Raw genomic sequence first — 25,817 nt, 5'->3', positions numbered from 1 at the left:
GTTCATCAGGAAAGGTGGAGGTTCGCTGCGGTCGGTGATAGCCCCTGCTTTGCACGGCATCTTTGCGGATCTGCACGCCCCGGCTTCTCCCCACATATATCGAATTGATATATGTGGGGTTGATATAGTATGTAGGCGTCATGAACATCCGCACTGCCTGCCTCGCGCTGCTCGCGCATGGTGAAGCCTCGGGCTACGACCTCAAGAAGCGATGGACGGAGGGCCCGTTTTCCCGCTTCTTCGATGCAAGCTTCGGCTCCATCTATCCGACGCTTGCCAAGCTCGAGCAGGAGGGCCTCGTTCTGTTCCGGCAGGAAGGCCAGGCGGGCAAGCCGCTTCGCAAGGTCTACTCGCTGACCGAGAGTGGACGCCAAGCCTTTATGGAAGCGCTCAGCGCGCCTCCCGAGCCCGACGTGTTCCGCTCGGCCTTCGCTCTTCTTGCCCTCTGTGCGCCGTTCCTGCCCGCCCAGGTTCTCGAACGGGCCATCGAGGTTCGGTTGAACGATCAGCGTGCGGAATTGGCCGAGCTGGAAGCGATCGCGAGCACCGATACGCGTGCGCCTATCTCGTGGCTGGTCGCCTGGGGCATCCACCATTTCCGCAGCGACATCGCGTTTCTGGAAGCCAAAGGCGCGGAACTCGCTGCCATGGCGGGCAGCGCCGAGCCGGGTGGAACATACGAAGTCTGCCCATCCTGCACTTCAGGAGCTGACGCATGATCCTCCCCTCCTTCGTGCCCGCTCTCGCGCTGATCATGGGCCTTGCAACACTTTCCGCCGCCGCCGCTGAGCCGGAGCAAAGCGCCGCTGCCCCGGCGCCGAGCGTCACCATCGTTCGTGCCGAGCGCGGAGATATCGCCGAAGAAGTGCATGTGTCCGGCACCATCACCGCGCGAGAAGAAGTCTTGGTGGCTCCCCAGATTGACGGTCTGGCCGTGACGGAAGTTCTGGTCGAGGAAGGCGACATTGTCGCCAAGGACCAGGTACTTGCCCGCCTGTCCCGAAGTGCGCTCGAAGCGGAGAGCGCGCAGGCGTTTGCCTCCATAGCTCAAGCTCGCGCACAGATCGCCGAGGCTGAGGCCTCCGTGCTGGAAACGTCCCAGGCACTGCGGCGCATCAGTTCCCTTCGGAAGACAGGAACGGCAAGTGCGCAGCAGTTGGAACAAAGCCTATCCACCTCGCAGGTAGCCGAAGCGCGGCTGAACGCTGCCCGTCAGAACCTCAAGGTCGCAGAAGCCCAGAAGCAGCTGGTGGATGTGCGAATGGCACGCACGGATATACGCGCGCCGGCGGCAGGCCTCGTCAGCCAGCGCAATCTGAAGCTCGGCGGTATTGCCTCGCTCGTGGCGGATCCCGCGTTCCGCATCATCGAGAACGGTGAGGTCGAACTGCAGGCCGAAGTCATCGACTCCGTTCTTGCCAAGTTGCGGCCGGGGCAGACGGCGCGCGTTCTCCCGGCGGGCTCCCAGCAGCCGCTCGAAGGAACCGTGCGCCTGATTTCCCCGCGCGTCGATCCGGTAACCCGGTTGGGACGGGTCATGATCTCGCTGCCGAAAGGATCCGCCGCCAATGTCGGCTCGTTTGGCTCAGGCGTAGTGGAGATCGGCCGCAGGACCACCATCAGCCTGCCCATATCCTCGGTCACCTTCGCAAACGGCCGCAACACAGTGCAGGCGCTGGGTGATGACAACATCGTCGCCACCAAGATCATCGAAACAGGGCTCCGGGCACCTATGCGCATCGAGATCTCGTCGGGATTGCAGGAAGGTGAGCGCATCGTCGCGCGCGCCGGATCCTTCCTGCGTGATGGAGATCGCGTCACCCCGGTCGAAGTGAATCCCACGGAAGGTTCGTCGAAGTGAGGATGAACATATCCGCCTGGTCGATCCGCAACCCTATACCGGGCCTGGTGCTTTTCGTCGTTCTGACGGTGCTGGGGCTGTTTGCTTTTGAAAAACTGCCGGTCACCCGCTTTCCGAACATCGACGTGCCGATCGTCTCGATCCAGGTGGTCGAAGCGGGTGCCGCGCCATCAGAGCTTGAGGCTCAGGTCACCAAGCAGATCGAGGACGCAGTCGCCAACATCACGGGCGTCAAGCATGTGACCTCGACCGTCTCGGACAGCATGTCCGCAACGATGATCGAGTTCCATCTCGGCACCGACACGGACCGTGCCGTCAACGACGTGAAGGATGCCATCGCCAAGATCCGTGCGGACCTGCCGCGTACGATCGAAGAGCCGGTGGTCGAGCGCATCGACGTCGAAGGCCAATCAATCGTCTCCTACGCCGCGTCCTCGCCGGCGATGACGCTCGAAGCGCTCTCATGGCATGTCGACGATGTCGTGAGGCGGCAGGTTCAGGGTCTGGCTGGCGTCGGGCGCGTTGAGCGCATCGGCGGTGTGAACCGTGAAATCCGGGTGGAACTGGATCCGGACCGTCTCGCAGCGCTGGGCGTCACCGCGGCCGACGTGAACCGTCAGGTGCGGGCGCTGAACACGGATCTTGCCGGTGGTCGAGGCGAGATCGGCGGGCAGGAACAGACGATCAGGACACTGGCGGGTGCACGTACCGCCGAAGCCTTGGCCAACCTCAAGATCTCGCTTGCTAACGGGCGGCAGATCCGGCTGACCGAATTGGGAGAGGTGCGCGATGCAGCAGAGGATCCCCGCTCCTTTGCAAGCCTCAACGGCCAGCCCGTGGTGTCGCTCAGCGTCTATCGGAGCAAGGGAGCCAGCGACGTCGAGGTCGCGCGCGAGGTGGACGCGAAGCTGGAGCAGATGCAGGCGGCCAACCCGTCGGTGACCTTCTCCAAGATCGACGACTCGGTTGCTTATACGGAGGGCAATTACGAATCGGCCATGCACACGCTGCTCGAGGGCGCAGCCTTGGCCATCGTGGTGGTGTTCCTGTTCCTGCGGGACGGGCGCGCGACGTTCATCGCAGCCGTCGCGCTGCCGCTCTCCGTAATCCCGACTTTCTTCATCATCGACATGATGGGGTTCTCCCTCAACCTTATCAGCCTGCTGGCGCTGACCCTCGTGACCGGCATCCTTGTGGATGACGCGATCGTCGAGATCGAGAACATCGTGCGCCACATGCGCATGGGAAAATCGCCATACCGGGCGTCCATGGAAGCGGCGGACGAGATCGGTCTCGCCGTCATTGCCATCACCTTCACCATCGTTGCCGTGTTCGCTCCCGTCAGCTTCATGGGCGGCATCGCGGGCCAGTACTTCAAGCAGTTCGGGCTGACCGTCGCGGCGGCCGTGCTGATCTCGCTGCTCGTAGCCAGGCTGATCACGCCACTTATGGCGGCCTATCTGCTGCGGCCCCATGCTCATGTGGAAGAGCGTGATGGCAGGCTGATGCGGCTCTATACGGCCTCGCTGCGCACCACGATCCGCCACCGCTGGCTGACGCTTATCGGAGGGCTCGCGCTGTTTGCGGTGTCGATCTGGAGCGCCAGCCTTCTGCCTACGGGGCTTATGCCGAATGAGGATTCCTCCAGGATCGTCGTCACCGCCGAACTCGCACCGGGTTCGCGTCTCGAAGACACCCGTGCCGCGACCAACCTGATCGCCGGCAAACTGCGCGAACTCCCCGAGGTCGCTTCTGTCTTCGTCATGGGCGGCACGACTCCGACCGGCTCTCTGGACGTGCGAAAGGGCGCGATGATCATCCGCCTGACGCCCAAGAACGAGCGCGACCGGAGCCAGAAAGACCTTGAGGCCGTTGTCTCCCGCGTTGTCGCTGATGTTCCGGACGTCCGCGCCTGGTACGTCAACGAGCGAGGTGAGCGCGAACTGTCCATCACCGTGATGGGACCGACCGCTGAAGGCGTGCAGCAGGGTGCGGCCATGCTGGAGGCCGGGATGCGTCGCATCCCCAACTTCATCAATGTGGCCCCCGGCACGGGCCTTCCGCGCCCGGAATTGCTGGTTGCGCCGCAATTGGACCGTGCCGCGGATTTCGGTCTGACCACGGACGTCATCTCAGAGACCATCCGCGTCGCGACCATCGGCGACGTGGATGCGAACCTGCCGAAACTGAACACCGGCGAGCGCCTCGTGCCGATCCGAGTGCAATTGCGGGAGAGCGCGCGTGCGGATGCTGGCATCCTGCAATCGCTGGCAATCCCAATCGGCAACGGCGCTTCGGTGCCGCTTGGTGCCGTAGCTCAGGTCTCCTTCGGCGAGGGTCCCTCCTCCATCGACCGATACGACCGCCAACGGCGCATCACGCTGGGAGCCGACCTCACCGGCGGCATGCAACTCGGCGACGCTGTGAGCGCAGTGTTGGCGCTGCCGGAAGCCGGTCAGTTGCCTCGAGGCGTGCAGATCGTTCAAGGTGCCGACGCCGAGATCATGAACGAGGTGTTCGGCGGCTTCGCGGTCGCCATGGGCACGGGCATCATGCTGGTGCTGGGCGTGCTCGTTCTGTTGTTCGGCGGCGTGTTCCAGCCGTTCACGATCCTAGCCTCGCTACCCCTCGCGCTGGGCGGCGTGATTATCGGCCTCGTTCTAACCGGCAATTCGATCTCGATGCCTGTCGTCATCGGCATCCTGATGCTGATGGGTATCGTGACCAAGAACGCCATCATGCTGGTGGATTTTGCCGTCGAGGCGGAACGTCACGGTGCAGAGCGTGACGATGCCATCATCGATGCCGGGCGGAAGCGTGCCCGCCCGATTGTCATGACCACCATCGCGATGATCGCGGGTATGATCCCCTCCGCCCTGGGCATCGGAGAAGGCGGCGAGTTCCGCGCGCCGATGGCCATTGCGGTGATCGGCGGTCTGGCGGCGTCTACCCTGCTCTCGCTGGTCTTCGTGCCGAGCTTCTACACGATAATGGACGATCTCGGCCGGTTCACCGCCCGCATTCTCGGACGTTTCATCGGGCCGACCGAAGACATGGATGCCGAGCCCACAACCTCGACGCCGGAGCGGCCTCGCCTCGCCGAGGCCGCTGAGTAACCTGCTCAGGCGCTGGACGCAGTGTCCGGCGCCGGCACTTCCGCCTTCGTTGAGGCCGTATGCTCGCGCGACAGGCGGCGATAGCTCACGAAGGCCCATGGAATGGCAGCCAGGTAGAGGATCGCGACGACGCTCAGCATCTCGAAGGTGTAGCTGACGAGGATTGCCGTCAGCAGAACGACGCACACGAAAACAGGGGCAACCATGTCGCGCCTCACCCGTGCCGTCGATTTCTTGAACGACCAGGTAGGAAGCTGGCTCACCATAAGCAGCGCCACCACGACGCAGAAGATCAAGGAAACAGTGGCGCTGACGACGGGCAGGTCCAGCGAACCAAGATGCCCAAGATAAATGGGCAGCATGACGAGAATGGCGCCCATGGGTGCCGGAACACCGACGAAGAAGTCCTGGGTGAACGCCGGCTTGGGTGCATCGAGCGCGACGTTGAATCGAGCCAGGCGCAGCGCCGCCGCCACGGCGAACACGATGGCTCCGGCCCAGCCGATCGACTTCAGGTCATGCAGCGTCCAGATGTAGAGCAGGATGGCGGGCACGACGCCGAAGTTCACGAAGTCGCAAAGGCTGTCGAGCTCGGCGCCGAACCGTGAGGTCCCTTTCAGGAGCCTCGCGAGACGACCATCAAGCGCGTCCAGAATTGCGGCGGCCACGACAGCGCACACCGCTAGTTCCATGCGGCCTTCGATGCCCATGCGGATGGCGGTGAGACCAATGCAGATCGCCAGCAGGGTGATGAGGTTCGGAATCAGGACCCGAATCGGCACAGGCCCGATGCTGCGCGGCTTGCGCTGATCCTCATCCGGCTCGAATGGCGGAAACACACCGGACATCGCATCCTCCTCGTGCGGGGCAGGCCCGCTCATTCGGAGCGGAACACGGTCTGGCTGTAGCCGCCGACGAGCTGCGCCAGAACGGTTTCTCCACCCACGGCGGTTTGCCCCACGGCCACCTGCGTCGTGCTCTCCACTGGAATGTACACGTCAAGACGGGACCCGAAGCGGATCAGCCCGAAGCGGGAGCCAGGCAGCGCAACATCGCCCTCGCCGACCCAGCAGACGATGCGGCGCGCGATGAGACCGGCGATCTGCACCACCGCCACCTGCGCGTAGGTGCTGTCGATGACAAGCGAGTTGCGCTCATTGTCGACGCTGGCCTTGTCGAGATCGGCGTTGAGGAACTTGCCCGGCGTGTAGACCACCCGGGCAATCGTGCCGCCGACCGGCACGCGATTCACATGCACGTTGAACACCGAAAGGAAGATCGAGATGCGCCGGCGCGGCTCGACGCCCATGTTCAACTCTGGCGGCGGCACCGCCAGGTCTACCGCCGTCACCAAGCCGTCGGCGGGTGAAAGAACAAGTCGCTCGTCCGTCGGAACGACCCTGATGGGATCGCGGAAGAAGTAGGTGACGTACACGGTCAGGATCAGGCCGACCCAGCCGAGTGGTTCCCACAGCAGCATCAGAAGAAGCGCTGCAACGAACGCAATCGCGATGAAGGGATACCCCTCGCGATGGATCGGCGGCATGAACTTGCGGATAGAATCGAAAACGGACGAAAGCATCAGGTCCTCACGCAGAACAAAGGCGGATAGCACAGATGCCCGGTGCTTGCAGCGTTCTCGCGATTGTCGCTGGGATCAACTTACCGTCGCCGCAGCCACTGCAATCACAGGCGGCTTGTCCATGTCGTCTTCGGCAGAGGAGGACATGACCTCCTTCGGAACAAGATCAGCATCCTCTCCCGTGCGCGCCAGCAGCTCACGCGCCTGATCCGCCTCGCGTTGCCGCGCCCACATGCCAGCATAGAGGCCGTTGCGGTCCAGAAGCTCTCCGTGCGTGCCGCGTTCCACCACCTCGCCGGCAGCCAGGACGATGATCTCGTCGGCGCCGATGATCGTGGACAGCCGGTGCGCGATGACGAGGGTGGTGCGGCCCCGCGAGACGCTTTCCAGGGCCGACTGGATCTCCTGCTCCGTGTAGCTGTCCAGCGCCGACGTCGCTTCGTCGAGGATCAGGATCGGCGGAGCCTTCAGGATGGTGCGGGCAATCGCGACGCGCTGCTTCTCGCCCCCGGAGAGCTTCAGCCCGCGTTCGCCGACCTCCGTGTCGTAGCCTTTGGGCAGCGAGCGAATGAAGCCGTCGATCTGCGCCATGCTCGCGGCGGCCTCGATCTCCTCCTGAGACGCGTCCCAGCGCCCGTAGCGGATGTTGTAGAAGATGGTGTCGTTGAACAGCACCGTGTCTTGCGGCACCATCCCGATGGCGTCGCGCAGGCTCTTCTGCGTGACATCACGAACGTCCTGTCCGTCGATGGTGATCCGCCCGCTGCTGACGTCGTAGAACCGGAACAGCAGCCGCGAGATCGTGGACTTGCCTGCCCCCGAAGGACCGACGATCGCGACCGTCTTGCCTGCAGGAACTTCGAACGAGATGCCCTTGAGGATGCGGCGCTCCGGCTCGTAGGAGAAGCGCACGTCCTCGAAGCGAACGACCCCGCCCGCGACCGCCAGCGCCAGGGCATCTGGCTTGTCTTCGACCTCGACCTCTTCTGCAAGCAGCCGGAACATTGCCTCGATGTCCGTGATGGCCTGCTTGATCTCACGATAGACCCAGCCGAGGAAGTTGAGCGGCTGGTAAAGCTGGATCATCATTGCATTGATGAAGACGAAGTCGCCCACGGTGTTGCGGCCGGCGCGCACGTCGATGGCGGCCATGGCCATGCAGACGGCAAGGCCGATCGTGAAGATAACGGCCTGTCCTGCATTCAGCCATGAGAGCGAGGTGTAGGTTTTTACCGCCGCAACCTCGTAACCGGCCATCGAACGATCGAATCGGGCCGCCTCGCGCTCCTCATTGCCGAAGTACTTGACCGTCTCGTAGTTCAGCAGGCTGTCGATCGCTTTCGAATTGGCGTCCGTATCCTGCTCGTTGAGCACACGGCGAATGCCGAGACGCCATTCGCTGGCGACATAGGTGAACCAGAAATACACCGCGAGGGTGATGAAGACGGCAAGAACGTAACGCCAGTCGAACTGATAGGCGAGAATGCCGAACACGAGCACCAGCTCGATGATAGTAGGTGCCACCGTCAGCAGCGCCGTTCTCGTCAAGGTCTCGATGGCGGTGCGCCCACGCTCCACCACCCGCGAGAGGCCGCCGGTGCGGCGCTTCAGGTGGTATCGCAGGCTCAGGCGGTGGATGTGCTGGAAGACCTGCAGGGCCAGCCTGCGCACGGCATGCATGACGACAGCGGCGGTCAGGGCGTCGCGCGCCTGCGCCAGCACCACCATCCCCACCCGGCCGAGCCCGTACAGCGCAACCAGGAAGACGGGTGCCGCAAGTGCTGCCGCGAACCAGCCCGCCTCGGTCTGGGGCACGGGCGTCCCATTGCTGGCGATCGTCAGCGCATCCGTCGCCCACTTGAAGGCGTAGGGCACCGCGACCGTGACCAGCTTGGTGAGGACCAGCAGGACAAAGGCAATAGCGATGCGCAGACGCAGGTCTGGCCGGTCGCCCGGCCACATGAAGGGCTGGAGGTCGCGCATCGCGCGAAAAAAGCCCGCGCCCTCAGCGGTGACTTCCACCTGTTTGGGAGCAGCGGCTTGTGCGCGCGCCGCAGGGCGCGCGTGCGTCGTTGATGACATGAGGGCGATCCGGATGCGGGCGTGCTTCCCATATAGGGAGTTCGCGGCGCCGCTGCGACCCCTGCCTTAGCCGCCTTGCGCCTGGTCGGGCGGCATGACGAAGACCTGCCCCGGATAGATCAGGCGCGGATTTCGGATCTGCTGCGAGTTGGCCTCGTAGATCGTCGAATAGCGTATGCCCCGGCCATAGGTCTGCCGAGCGATCTTCCAAAGATTATCGCCTCGTTGAACCTGCAACGTGCTCAGTTGCGCGATGACCGGATTGGCGTCTGCGCCGGCTTGCGCCAGCAGCGCATCCTGAAGGGGCGCCGAAGGCTCGCCGCCGCTCAACGACGGCTTTGCCTGGGAAGAGGCAGGCACTGCGGCGGCTTCTTGGGTACCAACGCTGAAGGGCACTTCAGCCCTCGCGGAAACGCTGCCCTCCTGCCCGATCTGGTCCACCCTCACAGAATAATCGCCGGCTGGGATGCCTTCCCGTACCGTCAGCGACCACTTGCCATCGGCGCCGATCCTCGCGCCCGCGACGGCCTGGTTGTTGAGGTAGATCTGCGCCTTCTCGCCGGCAGGACCGGTCCCCTGTACGAACAGTTGGCCAGCCTCTGCCTCTACTGCTGCGATCTTGAGCGGAAGGGACGGAGTAGCTGCAGTTCCGGACGCCGGCTGATAAACCTTGGCCTCAGCTTCGTCGCTGGAAGGCTTTGGGCCGGCCTGAATGACATCCAGAGGCCTGCCGGGCTCCCCGGCCACGACCAGCACATCCTTGCCCCCCGGCTGCGGAACCGACACCATCACCGATTTTGCGGAAGTCTGTCCGCCTGAGCGGAGCAGGAGTTCATGATTTCCGGGTGGAAGCGATGGTGGGGAGATCACGAAGTCACCGGCTTCGTTCGCCTTCGTACGATCAAGCACAGTGCCGTTCGCTAGCAGCTCGACCTCGCGGCCAGGCGAGGTTCGGCCGGCAATCAGCGCCGAGCCATCCGGCTCCACGCGGGCGATGTCGAAGCTTGGCGGCTGATCCGTCGGCGCTGCCGCCATCGGTTGCGGCGTCGGTGCTGGCGACGCAGCCTCCTCAGGAGGCTCCTGCGGCAACGGCGTGCCTGGTGCGCTCACCGTTCGTGGTGGCGGCGGGACCGCGTCGTCACCATGTCGCCAATAGGCTGTGAGGCCTGCGACCGATGCGAGCCCAGCGAGCCCGAGAAGTATGGTGATCGTGCGAAGTGTCATGAAAGCTGTCCGCACACGTCAACAAGGTACGTGTTCAGACATGATTGTCATGACCCTGATGCGCTGATCAAGTTCCAGTTGCAACGCAAGCCTGAGGCGATCCACTTTCAGGTCAAGCCGCCTCTGCTTTCGCGAGTGCGGGTGAGGATTGAATATGCAGTTGATGAAGTCCGTGTGCGTTTATTGCGGTTCTGGACCCGGCCGCGACCCTCAACACGAAGCATCTGCCAAAACGCTGGGGCGCCTGATGGCGGAAAACGGCGTCGAACTTGTCTATGGCGGCGGCGGAAATGGGCTGATGGGCACCGTCGCGCGCAGCGTTCTGGAGAACGGCGGCAAGGTTGTCGGGATCATCCCCGAATTCCTGGTGCGCCGGGAAAGCATGCTGGAGACCGTTCAGGAGCATATCGTCGTCGAGGACATGCACACGCGCAAACGCCTGATGTTCGAACGCGCTGACGGATTCATCGCGCTCCCGGGCGGGATCGGGACGCTCGAGGAACTTGTGGAGCAGCTGACCTGGGCGCAGCTCGGCCGCCATCACAAGCCCATCATGATCGCCAATGTCGGGGGCTATTGGGATCCGCTGCTCGCGATGTTCGAGCACATGACGGCGCACGCATTCATCCGCGAAAGCCTTTGGGTTCCGTACCTCGTGGCCGAGCGGATCGAGGACGTTCTGCCGGCCATGGAAGATGCGGCTGAACAGGTGCTGGACGAGGGCATGGAGCCGAAGCGCAGCGTCGCCGGCACGCCACTGGGCCGCATGTAGGTGCGCAGGCGCCGGCTCAGGGGGCCGGCGCGCCGCTCTTCAGGAGCTTGTAGGTAACGCTGTCGATCAGTGCCTGGAAGCTGGCATCTATGATGTTCGGCGAGACGCCGATCGTCGTCCAGGTCTCGCCGCTCTCGTCCGACGATTCGATCAGCACGCGCGTAACCGCTTCGGTGCCGCCATCGAGAATGCGCACCTTGTAGTCGACGAGCCTGAGATCACGGATGAAGGGCTGGTAGCCGCCGAGATCCTTGCGCAGCGCAAGATCGAGTGCGTTCACCGGACCAATGCCCTCGGCGACCGACATAAGGCTCTCACCGCGCACACTGACCTTTACAACCGCCTCGCAAACAGTCGCCAGTTCGCCCTGTGCATTGTGGCGGAGCTCTACCGATGTGCGGAAGCTCTCCACCTCGAAGAAGCTTGGCACATCTCCCAGGGTGCGCCGTGCCAGCAGCTCGAAACTCGCCTGGGCTCCCTCATAGGCATAGCCGGCCGTTTCGCGCTCTTTCACAGTATCGAGCAGGCGTGAAACAGCAGGATCGTCCTTGCCAAGCGGGATGCCGACGCGCTCCAGCTCTGCCAGCAAATTGGACTTGCCGCCCTGGTCCGACACCAACAGGCGGCGGCGATTTCCGACGGTCGCGGGTGCGACGTGCTCGTAAGTTCGCGGATCCTTCAGGATCGCAGAGGCATGGATGCCGGCCTTGGTGGCGAAGGCGTTCGTGCCGACATACGGCGCGTGGCGATCGGCGTTCCGGTTCAGCATTTCGTCCAACTGGCGCGACAATGCCGTGATGCCACGCAAACCTTCCTCCGAAATCCCGATCTCGAACGTCTCCGCGAAATGCGGCTTCAGCTTCAAAGTCGGGATTAGAGAAATGAGGTTCGCATTGCCGCAGCGCTCACCAAGTCCGTTCAGGGTTCCCTGGATCTGACGGACGCCAGCCTGAACGGCGGCAAGGCTGTTCGCCACCGCGCACCCGGTGTCATCGTGGGCATGGATGCCAAGGTGGCTACCGGGAATCCGGGCTGCCACCTCGCCGACGATGCGGGAAACTTCGTTGGGCAGCGTCCCGCCATTGGTGTCGCAGAGCACAACCCAACGTGCGCCAGCCTCGTGGGCCGCACGAGCACAGTCGAGCGCATATTCGGGATTGGCCTTGTAGCCGTCGAAGAAGTGTTCGCAGTCGATCATCACCTCGCGGCCGTTCTGAACCGCCAGGGTCACCGTCTCGCGGATCGATGCCAGATTCTCATCAAGGGTGACGCCGAGCGCGAATTCCACGTGGTAGTCCCAGCTCTTGGCAACAAAGCAGAATGCATCTGCCTTCGCCGAAAGCACGCCCTGCAGGACAGGGTCGTTGGACGCCGAGCGCCCTGCCCGCTTGGTCATGCCGAACGCGGTCAGCTTGGTGGAGCCGAGATCGTGAGCTTCGGCGAAGAATGCGGTATCGGTGGGGTTCGCTCCGGGAAAGCCACCCTCCACATAGTCCACGCCCATCGCTGCCAGCAGGGTTGCGAGTTTGGTCTTCTCTTCCACGGAAAAGTCGACGCCCGCCGTCTGCTGCCCGTCTCGCAGTGTCGTGTCGAACAGGTACAGACGCTCCTTCACCGCGCCACTTCCCATGTCGAACCCTGCGGGCTGTCCTTCACGACGATGCCGCGCTCGGCCAGCAGGTTGCGGATGCGGTCCGCTTCCGCAAAGTCACGGGCTCCTCGCGCGGCAAGTCTTTGCTCCAGAAGATCCTCGATCTCCTCGATCGACATCGAAGGCTCGGGCGCAGTGGCCTCCCGCCAGTGCTCGAACAGCTTCGGACGGAAGCCCAGAAAATCGAGCGTTCCCGCCAATGCCTTGCGGGCCGACTGGCTGCGCAGCTGGTGAATTTCCGTGATCATCTGAGGGGTGTTCAGATCATCGCATAGGGCAGCCATGACAGCTGGTGCCGGGCGCGACTCGGCGCCCTGCCCTGCCGCATCGAACCACGAGGCGAGCGCCTTCTCCGCTTCCTGAAGGTTCTTCAGCGTCCAGTTGATCGGCTGGCGATAGTGCGTGCCGAGCATCGCAAGCCGCACCACGTCACCGGGCCAGTCCTTCAACACATCCGCAATGGTCACGAAGTTGCCGAGTGACTTCGACATCTTCTCGCCTTCCACCTGCAGGAAGCCGTTGTGCATCCAGACATTGGCCATGACGGGGTTGCCGAAGGCGCAGCAGGTCTGCGCGATCTCGTTCTCGTGGTGCGGAAAGATCAGATCGATGCCGCCGGCATGGATGTCGAACACCTCGCCCAGATGCTTCCACGACATGGCCGAGCACTCGATGTGCCAGCCCGGGCGACCGCGTCCCCAAGGGCTATCCCAGCCGGGGAGATCGCCCGGCGAAGGCTTCCAGAGCACGAAGTCCATCGCGTCCTTCTTGTAGGGCGCGACTTCGACGCGCGCGCCGGCTTCCATCTCGTCCAGCGAGCGATGGGACAGGCCGCCATAGCCCGACATGGACGGCACATGGAAAAGCACGTGACCTTCGGCCTCGTAGGCATGGCCGCGCGCGATCAGGCGCTCGATCAGTGCCTGCATCTCAGGGATGTGGTCCGTGGCGCGGGGTTCGAGCGTCGGTGGCAGCGTGCCGAGTTCGGAGGTGTCGCGGCCAAAATCCGCGGCGGTGCCGTCGGTCAGGTCGCGAATGCTTATGCCGCGTTCGGCAGCGCGTGCGTTGATCTTGTCGTCCACGTCCGTGATGTTGCGGACATAACGGACCCGGTCGGCACCGAAATGGTGGATCAGCACCCGGAACAGCATGTCGAAGACGATGATCGGACGCGCATTGCCGATATGAGCGCGATCATAGACCGTCGGCCCGCAGGCATAGAGGCGCACCTGGGCCGGGTCGATCGGCACGAAGTCAATCTTGCTGCGCGTCAGCGTGTTGTAGAGCCTGAGAGACATGAACATCCCGTGGGTCGGACCAGCCCCGGCGATCGTGCTCTCTGTATCGATGTCAGACAGAAACGGCCGCGGCTGGCTTAGGGGCTAGCCGCAGATAATAACGATCGAACGAAGGGTGATCGTGTGAGCCATCGCGGCGGAGAATGGTTACAGCGTCTCACATCGTCAAGGAAATGTTGAACCGGGTCATTGGCCGCTTGCGCCCGGCCGCTCTTTGGGGCTTCACACTACGGCCCCATTCACGCGGTCTACCGACTTAGCCCCAGGGCCTTTCGAGGTTGATGATGTTCCAACGGCTGTCTTGGCCCCTGCTTGCTGTTCTTGCCGCTGCCATGACCGTGCCTGCCAGCGCGCAGCAAGGATCGCCCACCTGCGTCCAGTTGGAACGTCAACTGGCGGCGCTCGACAACCAGCCGTCCGGGCGGAACGAACGGGTGGAACAAAGCTACGCAGTGGCTCGGCAGAACCTCGATCGAGCCACGGCTCAGTTCCGCGGCATGGCTTGCACCAAGAACAGCCTGTTCGGCCCCCGACAGACGCCGGAGTGCCGAGGCCTGGACGCTCAGATCAACCGACTTCAGGACCAGGTTGAAGATCTGGCCGATGAAGTGCGCCGCAGCCGCTCCGGCGGGGGAGCATCCGATCCCCGGCGTCGCGGCGTGCTGGCTGCGCTTGCACAGAACGGCTGCCGTGGCGGGCAGGCAGCGGCAGCACCGCAGGAGCGCCGACAAGGCGGCCTCTTCGGTTTGCTGTTCGGCAACCGCGGGGCACCTCCGCCGGAAGCAGCGCCCCCGCCTCAGGCCCCTGCCGAGACGGTGAGAGCCAATACGTTCCGGACGGTTTGCGTGCGCACGTGCGACGGCTTTTTCTTTCCTGTGAGCTACGCAACCACGCAGTCGAACTTCGGGAATGACGAGAACATCTGCCGTCGCACCTGCCCCGGCACGGAGGCCATGCTGTTCGCCTATCCCAATCCGGGGGGCAATATGGAACAGGCGACATCCCTCTCCGGCCAGTCCTACAAGGACATGCCCAACGCGTTCGCCTACCAGACGAAGTTCGTGAAGGATTGCTCTTGCAAGCCGGCGAACCAAAGTTGGGCGCAGGCGCTGGCAGGCGCCGAGGATGCGACCGTCCGAAACGGCGACATCGTGGTGGATGAAGATCGCTCGCGCGCCATGTCCCAGCCTGGCGGCGGAAGCGCACGTACCGGCCGTGCGGAGGCATCGAGGGCTGCGCAGGACAGCGCCCGCTCGGTCACGACCGAAGGCCCGCAAGAGGAAGAGGCGGCTCCCTCAGTGGTAGAGCCTGACGTGCGAACGGCAAATCCGGTTTATGCCCCGCCCCGCACCTTTGATGCGCCGGTTTACGCCCCGCCGCGCTAGGTGGCGCCCGCCTCACCGTTGTCGCGGAACCCGTTGGTGATGGGATAACGCCTGTCACGGCCGAAGTTCTTCTTCGTCACCTTGACGCCGGGTGCAGCCTGCCGACGCTTGTACTCCGCGAGGTAGAGCAGGCGCTGTACCCTCGCCACGACCTCCTGGTCATAGCCTTCGGCAACGATGTCACTGACGCGCAGTTCCCGTTCGACAAGCCGCTCAAGAACCGCATCCAGCACCTCGTAGGACGGCAGCGAATCCTCGTCCTTCTGATCTTCCCGCAGTTCTGCCGACGGCGGTTTGGTGATGATGTTGACGGGGATCACCTCACCGGAGGGGCCAAGCGCATCGTGCGGCTTCCAGCGATTGCGAAGGTGGCAGAGGCGAAACACCTGCGTTTTGTAGATGTCCTTGATCGGATTGAAGCCGCCGTTCATGTCACCGTAAAGCGTGGCGTACCCGACCGACATCTCCGACTTGTTTCCCGTGGTCACGACCATGGGTCCAAACTTGTTGGACACAGACATCAGGATCGTGCCGCGCGTGCGCGACTGGAGGTTCTCCTCCGTCAGGTCTCGATTCGTGCCGTCGAACAGAGGCGCGAGCGCCTTCTCGAAGCCCTCAACCGGTTCGGCGATCGGCACCACGTCATAGCGAATACCCAGCGCGCGTGCACAGTTCGCGGCGTCCTTCAGGCTTTCCTCCGACGTGTAGCGGTAGGGAAGCATGATCGCGTGAACTCGATCGGGCCCCAAGGCGTCAACGGCCATAGCGGCGCAGATCGCCGAGTCGATGCCGCCTGAAAGTCCGAGAACGATCCCGGGAAACCGGTTCTTGTTCACGTAGTCACGCAGACCCAGCATGCAGGCCCTGTAGTCAGCCTCGTCACCTTCTTCGAGATGCGCCTTCGGGCCGTCGACGCAGAGCCAGGTGTCTCCCTCGCGGCGCCATTCCGTGAGGACAACCGCTTCTTCGAAAGCGGGAAGCTGGAAAGCCAGCGAGCTATTCGCGTGGAGGGCGAAAGATGCGCCGTCGAACACCAGTTCGTCCTGGCCACAAACCTGATTGGCGTAGATGAAGGGCAGCCCGCTCTCGGCGACACGCAGAGCGGCGATGTTGAGCCGCTCATCCATTTTGCAACGCCAGTAGGGCGACCCGTTAGGAACGATAAGGATCTCCGCTCCCGTCTCCGTGAGGCATTCCGTGACGTCGGGCTCCCAGATATCCTCGCAGATCGGCACGCCGATGCGCACGCCCCGGAAGTCCAAAGGTCCCATCAGCTGGCCGGGAATGAAGACGCGCTTTTCGTCGAAGGGGCCGTAGTTCGGCAGTTCGACCTTGAAGCGGCGACCAGCCACCTGACCACCATCCAGAAGCACCACTGCGTTGTGCACGCCAGCCTTGACCCGCCAGGGCGTCCCCATCAGCAAAGCGGGACCGCCGTCCTTTGTGTCTTCCGTCAAGTCGGCGATGGCATCTTCGCAAGCATCGAGGAAGGCCGGCTTGAGGACGAGGTCTTCCGGCGGGTAGCCGCAGATGAAGAGCTCGGTGAAGACCACGAGATCGGCTCCGGCAAGCGCCGCCTGCTGCCGTGCAGCGCGTGCCTTTGCCAGATTGCCCGAAATGTCACCCATCACAGGGTTGAGCTGCGCGATGGCTATTGAAAGCTTGTCGGTCACGGTCATGTTTGCGATCTAGCGCGCCCCTGCGCCCACATCAAACCCCGACCGGATGTCCGCATATAAAAAGGGCCGGCGTTGCCGGCCCTTTCGTGTTCACTCGGCGGCGACGACCCGCGGCCTCTCGCGTGCCTGCCGCTCCCGCTTGAGTTCCTCGGCCAGCAGGAAGGCCAGCTCGATGGCCTGTTCCGCGTTGAGCCTCGGATCGCACTGGGTGTGGTAGCGGTCGGACAGATCCGTCGCCGAAATCGCGCGGGCACCGCCCGTGCATTCCGTGACGTTCTGCCCGGTCATCTCCAGATGCACGCCGCCGGCATAGGTGCCTTCCGCGCGATGAACCGCGAAGAAGTCCACCACTTCCTTGAGGATGCGGTCGAACGGGCGCGTCTTGTATCCGCCTGCCGAGATGGTGTTGCCGTGCATGGGATCGCACGACCACACAACCTCGCGGCCCTCCCGTTTGACGGCGCGGATCAGCGCCGGCAGATGCTCGAAGACCTTCTCGTGCCCGAAGCGGCAGATGAGGGTCAGACGCCCGGGCTCGTTCGCCGGATTGAGCATGTCGATCAGCTCGATCAACTCATCCGCCTTGAGCGAAGGACCGCATTTCAGCCCAAGTGGGTTTTTCACGCCCCGGCAGAACTCCAGATGCGCATGATCCTTCTGGCGGGTTCGGTCACCGATCCAGAGCATGTGTCCGGAGGTCGCGTACCAGTCGCCCGATGTCGAATCCACGCGCGTCAGCGCCTGCTCATAGCCGAGCAGGAGAGCTTCGTGGCTGGTGTAGAAATCCGTGGTGCGCAGTTCCGGATGCGCCTCCGGATCGATCCCGCAGGCGCGCATGAAGTCCAGCGCCTCGGTGATGCGGTCCGCGATCTCACGATATCGGCTCGACTGCGGGCTCTCCTTCACGAAGCCGAGCATCCATTGATGCGCTTCGTTCAGGTTGGCATAGCCGCCCGTGGCAAAGGCGCGGATCAGGTTCAGCGTTGCGGCGGACTGCCGGTACGCGCGCAGCAACCGGTGCGGATCCGGCACGCGCGAGGCCTCCGTGAACTCGATGTCGTTGATGATGTCGCCGCGGTAGCTCGGCAGCGACACACCATTCACGGTCTCGGTGTCGGACGAGCGAGGCTTGGCGAACTGGCCCGCGACGCGGCCGACCTTCACCACCGGTGAAGATGCCGCAAAGGTCAGCACCACCGCCATCTGCAGGAAGACGCGGAAGAAATCGCGGATGTTGTCGGCGCGGTGCTCGACAAAGCTTTCCGCGCAATCTCCGCCCTGAAGCAGGAACGCCTGCCCGGCAGCGACCTTTGCGAGGTCACGCTGCAGCTTGCGGGCTTCACCGGCAAAAACCAGCGGAGGGAATGTGGCCAGCTGGGTCTCGACGCCAGCCAAAGCGGCTTCGTCCGGATAAGCCGGCATCTGGACAATCGGTTTCGACCTCCAGCTATCGGGCTCCCAACGATCAGCCATGACACTACTCCTGCACGTCCCGGCAGCAACGGCTCCGAGGAAACGCGTCTTATAGACTTACAGTTGAACCAAGCAAAGCTGCAGCGCGGCTCTCGTCAATGCGTCGCCGCAATGCCGGTTATGTCCCGGCGGCGGTTGCGGCTGAAGGCGGCGATACCAACCAGGACGCCGCCGAAGAGCAGCGAGGCACCGGCAGCTTCGCTGATGGTGGGCCAACGCTCTTCCCACAGGAAGCCGTAGATGACGCCGAAAGCGGGCTCGCCGACGAAGAGCTGGCCGGAGACCACCAGCGGGAGCCGGGACGTCGCGATGACCCACAGATATGAAGCCAGCCACGATCCGAAGAAGCCCGTAATGAGGGCCCAGACCAGAAGCGGTTTCGCCTCTGGCCATTGCCAGCCAATTCCAACAAGGTGAACAGCGCCGGTTGGTGCCGCGATGAGACCGAACGCCAGTATGCCGATGCCGGCACCGATGCCGTGCAGGCTTGTCCAGGCGAGCGAGTTCATTCCCGGCAGCCGCGCCAGTGTCCGCGCGTTCAGCACCGAAAACATGGTCCAGCAAACCACCGAGGCGAGGGCCGCGAGCACGCCTGTGGCGAGGCCGATCCGTTCATGAGGCGTGTCGGCCGCGAGGAATGCAGTTCCATGCACGAGCGCCACGCCCATTGCGATCATCACGATCGGAGCGGCAAGGCTGCGCCACGGCATCCGCCCTCCGTCGAGATTTCCGATGATGGCGAGCAATATCGGAAGGAGCCCGATCACCATTGCCGAGATCTGCGGACCCGCTCGAGTAACTGCCAAGACGAGAAATCCGTAGAAGGCTCCGTAACCGATCATGCCGAGGCCGATCCCCAGCAACAGGTCCCGTCTGGAGAGGCCTGAAGCTCTCGTGGAGGGAACCGCGAGCAGCACGGCGACTGAGGTCGCCGCGAACACCAGATATCGGCCGATTGCCAGGTCCACTCCCGAATAGGGAAGTACGGCAAGCGGTGCGATGAAGATCAGGCCCCACAACGCTCCGGTCGTGAGGCCTGCGAGCAGCCCGCCGAGCATCTTACCCGCTCCGGCTCATGCGCCGCCTGGATTAGGAACATGGACGCGCTCCCGCAGGGTCACGAGTTCCTCCGCGGCAGTGGGATGAACCGCGACGGTCCGGTCGAAATCGGCCTTGGTCGCGCCCATTCCCATAGCAACTGCGGCAAGCTGGATCATCTCCCCGGAGTCCTCGCCCATCAGGTGAACGCCGAGCACCTTGTCGGTGGTGGCATCGACGATGAGCTTCATGAACGTCCGCTCCTGCCGACGCGTGAGGACATGCTTCAGGCTGCGGAACTTCGCAGTGTAAATGTCGAAGGCCATCATCTGGTCGCGGGCATCCTGCTCGGTGAGCCCCACCGTCGCAATCTCGGGCGTCGAGAAGACGGCTGTGGCCACGACAGAATGGTCCAACACCCGATTCATGCCGCCGAAAAGGTTGTCCGCCACCGCATGACCTTCCCGAATAGCAACCGGGGTAAGGTTCACACGGTTGGTGACATCACCGACCGCGAAGATATTCGGCACGTTCGTTCGCGAATGATCGTCCACCAGAATCGCCCCGTCGTCGCGGACCGCTATTCCGGCCGCGTCCAGCCCAAGGCCCGACGTGTTCGGTGTTCGCCCGGTGGCGAAGAAGACCAGGTCGAAGGTGTCTGAATCGCCACTGACGTAAGACACGGACTTTTCGCCATCGGCCGCCCCTTCGATGGAGGCGACCGCATCGTTCATCTTCAGGGTGATGCCTTCGGCCGCCAGGCTGAGCATCAACTCATCCCTCAGATCGTCATCGAAACCGCGGAGCACCTTCTCTCCGCGGTGCACCAGGGTGACGTGCACGCCCAGCCGCCGGAACATGCAGGCGAATTCGAGCGCGATGTAGCCGCCGCCGGCGATGAGCATTCGGCTCGGCAGTTGCGGAAGATCGAAGGCCTCGTTCGAGGAGATCGCAAGTTCAGCACCGGGAATGTGGGGCGCGACCGGATGGCCGCCGGTGGCGACCAGAATGTTCCGCGCCTTGATCAGCGAGCCGTCGGACGTCAGTTCGACAGTGTGCGCATCCCGAAGGATTGCGCGGCTCTGGTACACCTGCACTTTAAACCGGTGCAGGTTCGCTTCGTAGACGCCGGTCAGGCGCGCGATTTCCTTATCCTTGGCCTCGCGCAGCGCCGTCCAGGAAAACTCGGGCGCCTTCGGAAGAGTCCAGCCATAGCCGGCTGCGTCGTCGAAGGCGTCGGCGAAGCGGCTGGCCAGCACGAGCAGCTTTTTCGGCACGCAGCCGCGAACGACGCAGGTGCCACCGATCCGGTACTCCTCGGCCACCCCGACGCGAGCACCATGACTTGCGGCAATGCGGGCGGCACGCACGCCGCCGGAGCCGGCTCCAATGACGAAAAGATCGACGTCGAAATCCATGACCGCTCCTGTTCTCGCCCGTACCTCGCCCTTTGCCTGAAGGTCGTCAAGCACGGACAAAGATCTGCCCCTCGACACCTGCACGCGGCAGCACCAGAATGGGTCGGAGCGGCGGGACAGCCGCGGGGGAGGACGTAATGGTCGATCTGAAGAGTGTTCTGCTTGCGGCTTGCGTCACGTTTGGCCTTGCAGCACCTGTCGCGGCGCAGGATTTCCGCATCGTTGCTCCAGCGGCACCCGGCGGTGGCTGGGATCAGACAGCACGCTCCTTGCAAGCCGCACTTCAAGGAGAAGGGCTCGGCAAGAACGTACAGGTGGTCAATGTGCCCGGCGCCGGCGGCACGATCGGCTTGGCGCAGTTCGTCAACCAGTCGAAGGCAGATCCGAAGGCGCTGATCGTCGGCGGCTATGTGATGGTCGGCGCCGTAATCGCCAACAACGCCCCGGTGAAGCTCGATCAGGTAACGCCGATCGCCCGCCTGACGGGCGAATACGAAGCGGTGGTCGTGCCGACAGGCTCCGACATCAAGACGATGGGCGATCTCGTCACTAAGCTGAAGGCAGATCCGGGTGCCGTCAGTTGGGGCGGTGGATCGGCCGGCGGCACGGACCACATCGCGGTCGGCCTCATCGCGAAGGCTGCCGGCGTGGAGCCCACGAAGATCAACTACATCCCCTTCTCCGGCGGCGGCGAAGCGCTTGCCGCGATCGTGGGTGGCAAGGTGACGGCCGGCATCTCCGGCTACGGCGAGTTCGAGGGTCAGGTAAAAGCCGGCAAACTGCGCGTGCTTGGCGTCAGCGCACCGGAACGCCAGCCGAACATCGATGCCCCGACCTTCAAGGAATCGGGCGTGGATGTGGAGGTGCAGAACTGGCGCTCGGTATGGGCGGCGCCCGGCATCACGGATGCGGAGAAGGCACAAATCATCGCGACGTTCGAAAAACTGAACGCGTCCGAGACCTGGAAGAAGACGCTCGAGACCAAGGGCTGGGCAAACACCTTCCTCGCTGGCGACGCCTTTGCCGAATACCTCAAGGGTGAAATCCAGCAGACCACCCTCGTCCTCAAGGACATCGGTCTGGCGAAGTGACCGACAGCGTCGCGCCCGCAAGAAAGCACCGCCCCGATTGGGCGGTGCTTGGCATCGCCTTCTTCCTGGCTGCGCTCGCCGCCGTGATCGGCTGGGATGCCGAACACCTCAACAGCGCCGTGGCCGCCTATTCGCGAGTCGGAGCGGCGGCTTTTCCGCTGGCAATCGCGGGTGCGCTCGCGGTGCTTGCAGTGTTCACCGCGCTTTCCGCATTCCGATCCCGGTCGGAGGCGCGCGAACCTCTGGAATTCACGCCCCTCGCCTACATCATCGCGGGCTTGGTCCTGCAGATTGTGCTTTTGAACAGCTTGGGATTTTCGATCGCGACAGGACTGCTGTTCGCGCTCACGGCGCGCGGATTTGGAGGCAAGCCGTTGTGGCTGACCATACCTATCGGCATTGCGCTCTGCTTCGTCCTGTACGTCATCTTCTCCCAGGGACTGCAGCTCAGCCTGCCGCAGGGCCCGCTTGAACGGCTGATCTAGAACCATGGACAGTCTCGAACCGCTTATGCAGGGCCTCTTGGTAGCCCTGCAGCCCATCAACCTTCTCTACGCGCTCATCGGTGTCACGCTCGGCACCGCTGTCGGCGTCCTCCCGGGAATCGGTCCCGCATTGACCGTTGCCCTCCTGCTGCCGGTCACGTTCAAGCTTGATCCGGCCGGTTCGCTGATCATGTTCGCCGGCATCTATTATGGCGGCATGTATGGTGGCTCCACCTCCTCCATCCTGCTGAACACTCCCGGCGAAAGCGCCTCGATGATCACGGCGCTTGAAGGCAACCGGATGGCCCGGGCGGGCCGAGGCGGGCCAGCTCTGGCTACTGCCGCAATCGGATCTTTCGTTGCGGGACTTATCGCGACGCTAGCACTCGCGTTTCTCGCGCCACTGGTGGTGGACATCGCCCTCTCGTTCGGACCCGCCGAATATTTTGCGCTGATGGTTCTGGCGTTTACCACCGTGTCCTCTGCCTTCGGATCATCGGCACTGCGGGGCCTGAGCAGCCTCTTCGTAGGGCTGTCTCTCGGGCTCATCGGCATCGATCTTCAGACGGGCCAGTCGCGTCTGGCATTCGGCGTCCCGGACCTTTTGGATGGCGTGGAGGTCACCACGGCGGCCGTCGCGATGTTCGCGCTTGGTGAGACGCTCTACATCGCCGCGATGGGATCGCGGATGAGTGAGACCATCGAGCCGGTGCGTGGATCGCTATGGATGACTCGATTGGACTGGGCGCGCTCCTGGAAGCCCTGGCTTCGCGGCACCCTGCTGGGCTTCCCCATCGGCGCGCTGCCTGCTGGCGGCGCGGAAATCCCCACTTTCCTGTCCTATTCGATGGAAAAACAGCTCTCGAAGCACAAGGAAGAGTTCGGAAAAGGCGCCATCGAAGGTGTTGCCGGTCCGGAAGCCGCGAACAATGCGTCCGCGGCCGGCACACTCGTCCCGCTCCTGACGCTGGGACTTCCGACTTCGGCCACCGCCGCGATGATGCTGGCAGGCTTCCAGCAATACGGGCTCAATCCGGGACCGCTGCTCTTCACCACCAACCCGGATCTTGTCTGGGGCTTGGTCGCGAGCTTGTTCATCGCCAATGCCATGCTGCTGGTGCTGAACCTGCCGCTGATCGGCCTCTGGGTGAGGCTGCTCGCTATTCCCCGGCCATGGCTCTATGGCGGCATCTTGGTGTTCGCCACGCTCGGGACGCTTGGCGCCAATCCGTCACAGTTCGAGCTGGGTATGCTGCTGGTACTCGGCTTCCTCGGCTTCCTGATGCGGCACTTCGACTATCCGATTGCGCCGGTGATCATCGGGCTCATCCTTGGGCCGCTGGCGGAGCAACAGCTGCGGCGTGCTTTGTCCATCAGTCAGGGCGATCCTGCGGCACTGGTCGAGTCGGGACTCGCGATCGGCATCTACGTGGTCTGTGCGATCGTGCTTCTTCTGCCGCTTGCCTTGCGCGTTCTTGTCAAGCGCAAGACCCCGGTGTCGCCTCCGGCTCAATAGGCTGCGGAGCGGGCTCCGCAGCCTGGGGGCATCAGATCTCGTGGCCCTTCTTGGCCATCTCAGCCCGGATCTGGCTCATCACCTCTACGCTCATCCTGCGGGACCAGTCCTGGGCGAAGACAAAGCTCTCCCGCAGCACATCCGGCAGGGCGGCCGTCATCTTCTGGCCGGTCGGAGATTGATAGAAACCGGCGATCTCCTTCAGCTCGGCTTCCGAGAACTTCGACGCATAGACCTTTGCGATCGAGGTCAGCAGTTCCTCGTCGCGGTTCGCGAGCTTGGTGTTCAGCTGAAGGATCGCTGCATCCAGATCAGCCTGCAGGGTCGGCCGCGTGCGCAGGATGACGTTGCGCGCGTCTTCCAGCAGCTTGGGCACCACGCCATCGAAGGAGGTGCCGGCGCCGGTGAAATCCAGCACGGCGCGGGCAAGGGCAAGATGCTCGGGCGTCGGCTGCGCGGTCTGCGCGAACGCCGGAGCGGCCAGGGAACCGGCGATGAGCAGGGCACAGCCTGCACGGCGCACAAACGGGAACAGCATAGACATCCTCCAGATCAATTTGCGGGACGCACCAATCGTTCGATGCCGCCCTCTCCCGCCACGAAAGCCTCGTCTGCAAGGCCGATGAAGAGGCCGTGCTCCACCACCCCGGGCACCGCATTTAGCAGCAGCGCCAGTCCTTCGGGATCGGGTATCCGGCCAAACGAAGCGTCGAAGAGCAGGTGGCCCTCATCCGTGACCAAAGCATGTCCGACGCCGTCCATTCGGAGAGAAACATCTCCGCTGCACCCGACGGCTGCGCCGGCCGCTATGATCGCTCGCCGGGTCGCTTCGACGCCAAAGCGCACGACCTCGATCGGCAAGCGAAATGCACCGAGCGTCTGCACCTTCTTGCTGCCGTCAGCGATTACCACCATCCGGCGGCTGGCACTGGCTACGATCTTCTCTCGCAGCAGCGCCGCACCGCCACCTTTGATCAGCCGAAGCGCGCTGTCGATCTCGTCCGCGCCGTCGACGGTCAGGTCGAGCTCCGGCGTTTCTTCGAGCGTCGTCAGGGATATTCCGCATTCCTGCGCCAGGCGGTGGGTCGCCTCCGAGGTTGGGACCCCAATGACGTTCAATCCTGCCCGGACCCGCTCTCCCAGAAGCTCGACGAAGTGAGCGGCCGTCGATCCCGTTCCGAGCCCCAGCTTCATGCCGGGTACAACCAGTTCCAGAGCAGCCGCGGCCGCCAGCCTCTTCGGGTCGTTCACCGGTCGAGTCCACCCAGCATCACATACTTCAACTCGGTGTACTCCTCGACGCCGTGCCTAGATCCTTCGCGGCCGATGCCCGACTGCTTGACGCCACCGAAAGTCGCGACTTCCGTGGAAATGAACCCGGCGTTCACACCCACGATGCCGTAGTCCAGCGCCTCGGCGACACGGAAAATCCGCCCGATGTCGCGGGCATAGAAGTAGGCCGCCAGCCCGAATTCCGTGTCATTGGCTTGGCGGATGACCTCATCCTCGTCCTCGAACCGGAAAACGGCAGCGACCGGCCCAAAAGTCTCCTCACGCCCAGCACCGAAGTGGGGCACGCGAGCGATGATCTCGCCTGTTGCGGGATTGGTCACATCATTGGCGCCATCACCGACCCATTGGCCGCCGATAAGGCACTGCTCGCGAAGCAAACGCGGATTGGTGAGATTCATCTCTGCCCTGCGGATCGATGGCAGACCGGATTAGCACGGTGCCTTACAGGCGGTCACGCTCAACGGGCCTGCGGCGTGCACACCACGCGTTCTGCCAGCACATAGCAGACGCTGACGTCGCCCGTGCGGTTGTTCACCCGAAAGATGCCTCCCTCAGCCTGGTGATTCGATGCCATCAGGTCGTAGTCCCCAGGGATGGGCTGAGGGCCGGCGCCCTCTCCCGCCGAATAGCAAAGTGCGACGCCGACCGAGCCTTCGCTCATGGCGTACTGGCAAGCGCCCATCTCGCCTGTCAGCCGGTTCACCTTGTAGAGGCGGTTCAGATCGGTCTGCGCTGGGGCCTTGAACCTGTATTCCTCCGCATGCGCCGCAAGCGGCAGGAGCAGCACGGGAAGCGAAGCAAGGATGGGCAGGCAGAGGCGGCGGAAGGTCATGGATCGTCTCGTCACCGGAAA

The 25,817-nt window shown here is 63.5% G+C and carries 21 protein-coding genes and 1 pseudogene; 8 read left to right on the top strand and 14 right to left on the bottom strand.

Annotated elements, in window-relative coordinates; all coding sequences use genetic code 11:
• The first annotated feature begins 140 nt into the window (after positions 1-140).
• From SCD90_RS11195 to SCD90_RS11185, 3 genes are read left to right on the top strand one after another with little or no spacing between them, the layout of a single operon-like run.
• Complete coding sequence (locus tag SCD90_RS11195; RefSeq protein WP_319844764.1) at positions 141-719, top strand: PadR family transcriptional regulator; 579 nt, start codon at positions 141-143, stop codon at positions 717-719.
• The gene (locus SCD90_RS11190; RefSeq protein WP_319844763.1) at positions 716-1,861 is read left to right on the top strand and encodes an efflux RND transporter periplasmic adaptor subunit; all 1,146 of its coding nucleotides are present in this window, start codon (positions 716-718) and stop codon (positions 1,859-1,861) included. The genes SCD90_RS11195 and SCD90_RS11190 overlap by 4 nt, the downstream gene beginning before the upstream one ends.
• The gene (locus tag SCD90_RS11185; protein ID WP_319844762.1) at positions 1,858-4,977 is read left to right on the top strand and encodes an efflux RND transporter permease subunit; all 3,120 of its coding nucleotides are present in this window, start codon (positions 1,858-1,860) and stop codon (positions 4,975-4,977) included. Before SCD90_RS11190 ends, SCD90_RS11185 begins: the two co-directional genes overlap by 4 nt.
• 5 nt (positions 4,978-4,982) lie before the next feature.
• Here the strand turns inward: SCD90_RS11185 and pssA are convergent, their stop codons facing one another.
• From pssA to SCD90_RS11165, 4 genes are all read right to left on the bottom strand, one after another.
• Positions 4,983-5,825, bottom strand: a complete 843-nt coding sequence (gene pssA, locus SCD90_RS11180) for a CDP-diacylglycerol--serine O-phosphatidyltransferase (protein ID WP_319844761.1) — start codon at positions 5,823-5,825, stop codon at positions 4,983-4,985.
• Between the two features lie 29 nt (positions 5,826-5,854).
• Entirely contained in the window at positions 5,855-6,559 is a 705-nt protein-coding gene (locus SCD90_RS11175) for a phosphatidylserine decarboxylase (protein ID WP_319844760.1), read from the bottom strand.
• A 75-nt stretch (positions 6,560-6,634) separates the two neighbouring features.
• Positions 6,635-8,641, bottom strand: coding sequence for an ABCB family ABC transporter ATP-binding protein/permease (locus SCD90_RS11170; protein WP_425265678.1), 2,007 nt, complete (start codon positions 8,639-8,641; stop codon positions 6,635-6,637).
• A gap of 66 nt (positions 8,642-8,707) precedes the next feature.
• Positions 8,708-9,676: a LysM peptidoglycan-binding domain-containing protein gene (locus SCD90_RS11165; protein WP_319844759.1), complete on the bottom strand. Its 969-nt coding sequence runs from the start codon at positions 9,674-9,676 to the stop codon at positions 8,708-8,710.
• A gap of 343 nt (positions 9,677-10,019) precedes the next feature.
• Here SCD90_RS11165 and SCD90_RS11160 point away from each other — a divergent pair, with 343 nt between their 5' ends.
• Positions 10,020-10,637 (top strand): LOG family protein, encoded by a 618-nt coding sequence (locus SCD90_RS11160; RefSeq protein WP_319844758.1) that lies wholly within the window; start codon positions 10,020-10,022, stop codon positions 10,635-10,637.
• Between the two features lie 16 nt (positions 10,638-10,653).
• On the opposite strand, the gene cimA is transcribed toward SCD90_RS11160, so the two are convergent.
• Together cimA and cysS are read right to left on the bottom strand one after the other, a co-directional pair.
• Positions 10,654-12,267 carry a citramalate synthase gene (gene cimA / locus SCD90_RS11155; protein WP_319844757.1) on the bottom strand — a complete coding sequence of 538 codons (1,614 nt, stop codon included), beginning with the start codon at positions 12,265-12,267 and terminating at the stop codon, positions 10,654-10,656.
• Positions 12,249-13,592: a cysteine--tRNA ligase gene (gene cysS, locus SCD90_RS11150; protein ID WP_319844756.1), complete on the bottom strand. Its 1,344-nt coding sequence runs from the start codon at positions 13,590-13,592 to the stop codon at positions 12,249-12,251. The genes cimA and cysS overlap by 19 nt, the downstream gene beginning before the upstream one ends.
• Positions 13,593-13,918: 326 nt before the next feature.
• Between cysS and SCD90_RS11145 the strand changes: the two genes are divergently transcribed.
• Positions 13,919-14,971 carry a DUF2865 domain-containing protein gene (locus SCD90_RS11145; protein WP_319844755.1) on the top strand — a complete coding sequence of 351 codons (1,053 nt, stop codon included), beginning with the start codon at positions 13,919-13,921 and terminating at the stop codon, positions 14,969-14,971.
• On the opposite strand, the gene SCD90_RS11140 is transcribed toward SCD90_RS11145, so the two are convergent.
• The 4 genes from SCD90_RS11140 to gor form a co-directional block, all read right to left on the bottom strand.
• The gene (locus tag SCD90_RS11140) at positions 14,968-16,650 is read right to left on the bottom strand and encodes an NAD+ synthase (protein ID WP_319844754.1); all 1,683 of its coding nucleotides are present in this window, start codon (positions 16,648-16,650) and stop codon (positions 14,968-14,970) included. The two genes, SCD90_RS11145 and SCD90_RS11140, sit on opposite strands and share 4 nt — an antisense overlap.
• Positions 16,651-16,740: 90 nt before the next feature.
• Positions 16,741-18,123 (bottom strand): class II 3-deoxy-7-phosphoheptulonate synthase, encoded by a 1,383-nt coding sequence (locus tag SCD90_RS11135; protein WP_319844753.1) that lies wholly within the window; start codon positions 18,121-18,123, stop codon positions 16,741-16,743.
• 95 nt (positions 18,124-18,218) lie between these two features.
• Positions 18,219-19,181 carry a DMT family transporter gene (locus tag SCD90_RS11130; RefSeq protein WP_319844752.1) on the bottom strand — a complete coding sequence of 321 codons (963 nt, stop codon included), beginning with the start codon at positions 19,179-19,181 and terminating at the stop codon, positions 18,219-18,221.
• Between the two features lie 15 nt (positions 19,182-19,196).
• Positions 19,197-20,579: a glutathione-disulfide reductase gene (gene gor, locus SCD90_RS11125; protein ID WP_319844751.1), complete on the bottom strand. Its 1,383-nt coding sequence runs from the start codon at positions 20,577-20,579 to the stop codon at positions 19,197-19,199.
• Between the two features lie 137 nt (positions 20,580-20,716).
• Here gor and SCD90_RS11120 point away from each other — a divergent pair, with 137 nt between their 5' ends.
• The 3 genes from SCD90_RS11120 to SCD90_RS11110 are packed head-to-tail and all read left to right on the top strand — an operon-like array spanning position 20,717 to position 23,671.
• Positions 20,717-21,670 carry a Bug family tripartite tricarboxylate transporter substrate binding protein gene (locus SCD90_RS11120; protein ID WP_319844750.1) on the top strand — a complete coding sequence of 318 codons (954 nt, stop codon included), beginning with the start codon at positions 20,717-20,719 and terminating at the stop codon, positions 21,668-21,670.
• Positions 21,667-22,155 carry a tripartite tricarboxylate transporter TctB family protein gene (locus tag SCD90_RS11115; protein ID WP_319844749.1) on the top strand — a complete coding sequence of 163 codons (489 nt, stop codon included), beginning with the start codon at positions 21,667-21,669 and terminating at the stop codon, positions 22,153-22,155. The genes SCD90_RS11120 and SCD90_RS11115 overlap by 4 nt, the downstream gene beginning before the upstream one ends.
• A gap of 4 nt (positions 22,156-22,159) precedes the next feature.
• Entirely contained in the window at positions 22,160-23,671 is a 1,512-nt protein-coding gene (locus SCD90_RS11110) for a tripartite tricarboxylate transporter permease (RefSeq protein ID WP_319844748.1), read from the top strand.
• 31 nt (positions 23,672-23,702) lie between these two features.
• Here the strand turns inward: SCD90_RS11110 and SCD90_RS11105 are convergent, their stop codons facing one another.
• The 4 genes and pseudogenes from SCD90_RS11105 to SCD90_RS11090 form a co-directional block, all read right to left on the bottom strand.
• On the bottom strand, positions 23,703-24,209 hold the full coding sequence (locus tag SCD90_RS11105; RefSeq protein WP_319844747.1) for a DUF2059 domain-containing protein: 507 nt from the start codon (positions 24,207-24,209) through the stop codon (positions 23,703-23,705).
• A gap of 14 nt (positions 24,210-24,223) precedes the next feature.
• Positions 24,224-24,922 (bottom strand): ribose-5-phosphate isomerase RpiA, encoded by a 699-nt coding sequence (rpiA, locus tag SCD90_RS11100; RefSeq protein WP_319844746.1) that lies wholly within the window; start codon positions 24,920-24,922, stop codon positions 24,224-24,226.
• Positions 24,919-25,227: pseudogene (locus tag SCD90_RS11095) on the bottom strand (aldehyde dehydrogenase family protein); the annotation flags it as partial. The gene rpiA and the pseudogene SCD90_RS11095, both read right to left, overlap by 4 nt.
• A 194-nt stretch (positions 25,228-25,421) precedes the next feature.
• Entirely contained in the window at positions 25,422-25,796 is a 375-nt protein-coding gene (locus tag SCD90_RS11090; RefSeq protein ID WP_319844745.1) for a hypothetical protein, read from the bottom strand.
• Between the last annotated feature and the right edge of the window lie 21 nt (positions 25,797-25,817).

Origin of the sequence: Terrihabitans rhizophilus (assembly GCF_033898525.1) — a bacterium.
Lineage (GTDB): Bacteria > Pseudomonadota > Alphaproteobacteria > Rhizobiales > Methylopilaceae > Flaviflagellibacter > Flaviflagellibacter rhizophilus.
Note: the sequence above shows the minus strand (reverse complement) of the source record. Positions and strands in the feature narration are given on the sequence as shown.

Excerpts from the sequence above, each read along its gene's own strand:
- SCD90_RS11120 (WP_319844750.1), top strand. The coding sequence starts at position 20,717 with ATGGTCGATCTGAAGAGTGTTCTGCTTGCGGCTTGCGTCACGTTTGGC.
- SCD90_RS11090 (WP_319844745.1), bottom strand. The coding sequence starts at position 25,796 with ATGACCTTCCGCCGCCTCTGCCTGCCCATCCTTGCTTCGCTTCCCGTG.
- cysS (WP_319844756.1), bottom strand. The coding sequence starts at position 13,592 with ATGTTCATGTCTCTCAGGCTCTACAACACGCTGACGCGCAGCAAGATT.
- SCD90_RS11165 (WP_319844759.1), bottom strand. The coding sequence starts at position 9,676 with ATGGCGGCAGCGCCGACGGATCAGCCGCCAAGCTTCGACATCGCCCGC.
- SCD90_RS11175 (WP_319844760.1), bottom strand. The coding sequence starts at position 6,559 with ATGCTTTCGTCCGTTTTCGATTCTATCCGCAAGTTCATGCCGCCGATC.
- SCD90_RS11135 (WP_319844753.1), bottom strand. The coding sequence starts at position 18,123 with ATGGCTGATCGTTGGGAGCCCGATAGCTGGAGGTCGAAACCGATTGTC.
- SCD90_RS11110 (WP_319844748.1), top strand. The coding sequence starts at position 22,160 with ATGGACAGTCTCGAACCGCTTATGCAGGGCCTCTTGGTAGCCCTGCAG.
- SCD90_RS11105 (WP_319844747.1), bottom strand. The coding sequence starts at position 24,209 with ATGCTGTTCCCGTTTGTGCGCCGTGCAGGCTGTGCCCTGCTCATCGCC.
- pssA (WP_319844761.1), bottom strand. The coding sequence starts at position 5,825 with ATGTCCGGTGTGTTTCCGCCATTCGAGCCGGATGAGGATCAGCGCAAG.
- gor (WP_319844751.1), bottom strand. The coding sequence starts at position 20,579 with ATGGATTTCGACGTCGATCTTTTCGTCATTGGAGCCGGCTCCGGCGGC.
- SCD90_RS11145 (WP_319844755.1), top strand. The coding sequence starts at position 13,919 with ATGACCGTGCCTGCCAGCGCGCAGCAAGGATCGCCCACCTGCGTCCAG.
- cimA (WP_319844757.1), bottom strand. The coding sequence starts at position 12,267 with ATGGGAAGTGGCGCGGTGAAGGAGCGTCTGTACCTGTTCGACACGACA.
- SCD90_RS11170 (WP_425265678.1), bottom strand. The coding sequence starts at position 8,641 with ATGTCATCAACGACGCACGCGCGCCCTGCGGCGCGCGCACAAGCCGCT.
- SCD90_RS11190 (WP_319844763.1), top strand. The coding sequence starts at position 716 with ATGATCCTCCCCTCCTTCGTGCCCGCTCTCGCGCTGATCATGGGCCTT.
- SCD90_RS11140 (WP_319844754.1), bottom strand. The coding sequence starts at position 16,650 with ATGACCGTGACCGACAAGCTTTCAATAGCCATCGCGCAGCTCAACCCT.
- SCD90_RS11130 (WP_319844752.1), bottom strand. The coding sequence starts at position 19,181 with ATGCTCGGCGGGCTGCTCGCAGGCCTCACGACCGGAGCGTTGTGGGGC.
- SCD90_RS11160 (WP_319844758.1), top strand. The coding sequence starts at position 10,020 with ATGCAGTTGATGAAGTCCGTGTGCGTTTATTGCGGTTCTGGACCCGGC.
- SCD90_RS11195 (WP_319844764.1), top strand. The coding sequence starts at position 141 with ATGAACATCCGCACTGCCTGCCTCGCGCTGCTCGCGCATGGTGAAGCC.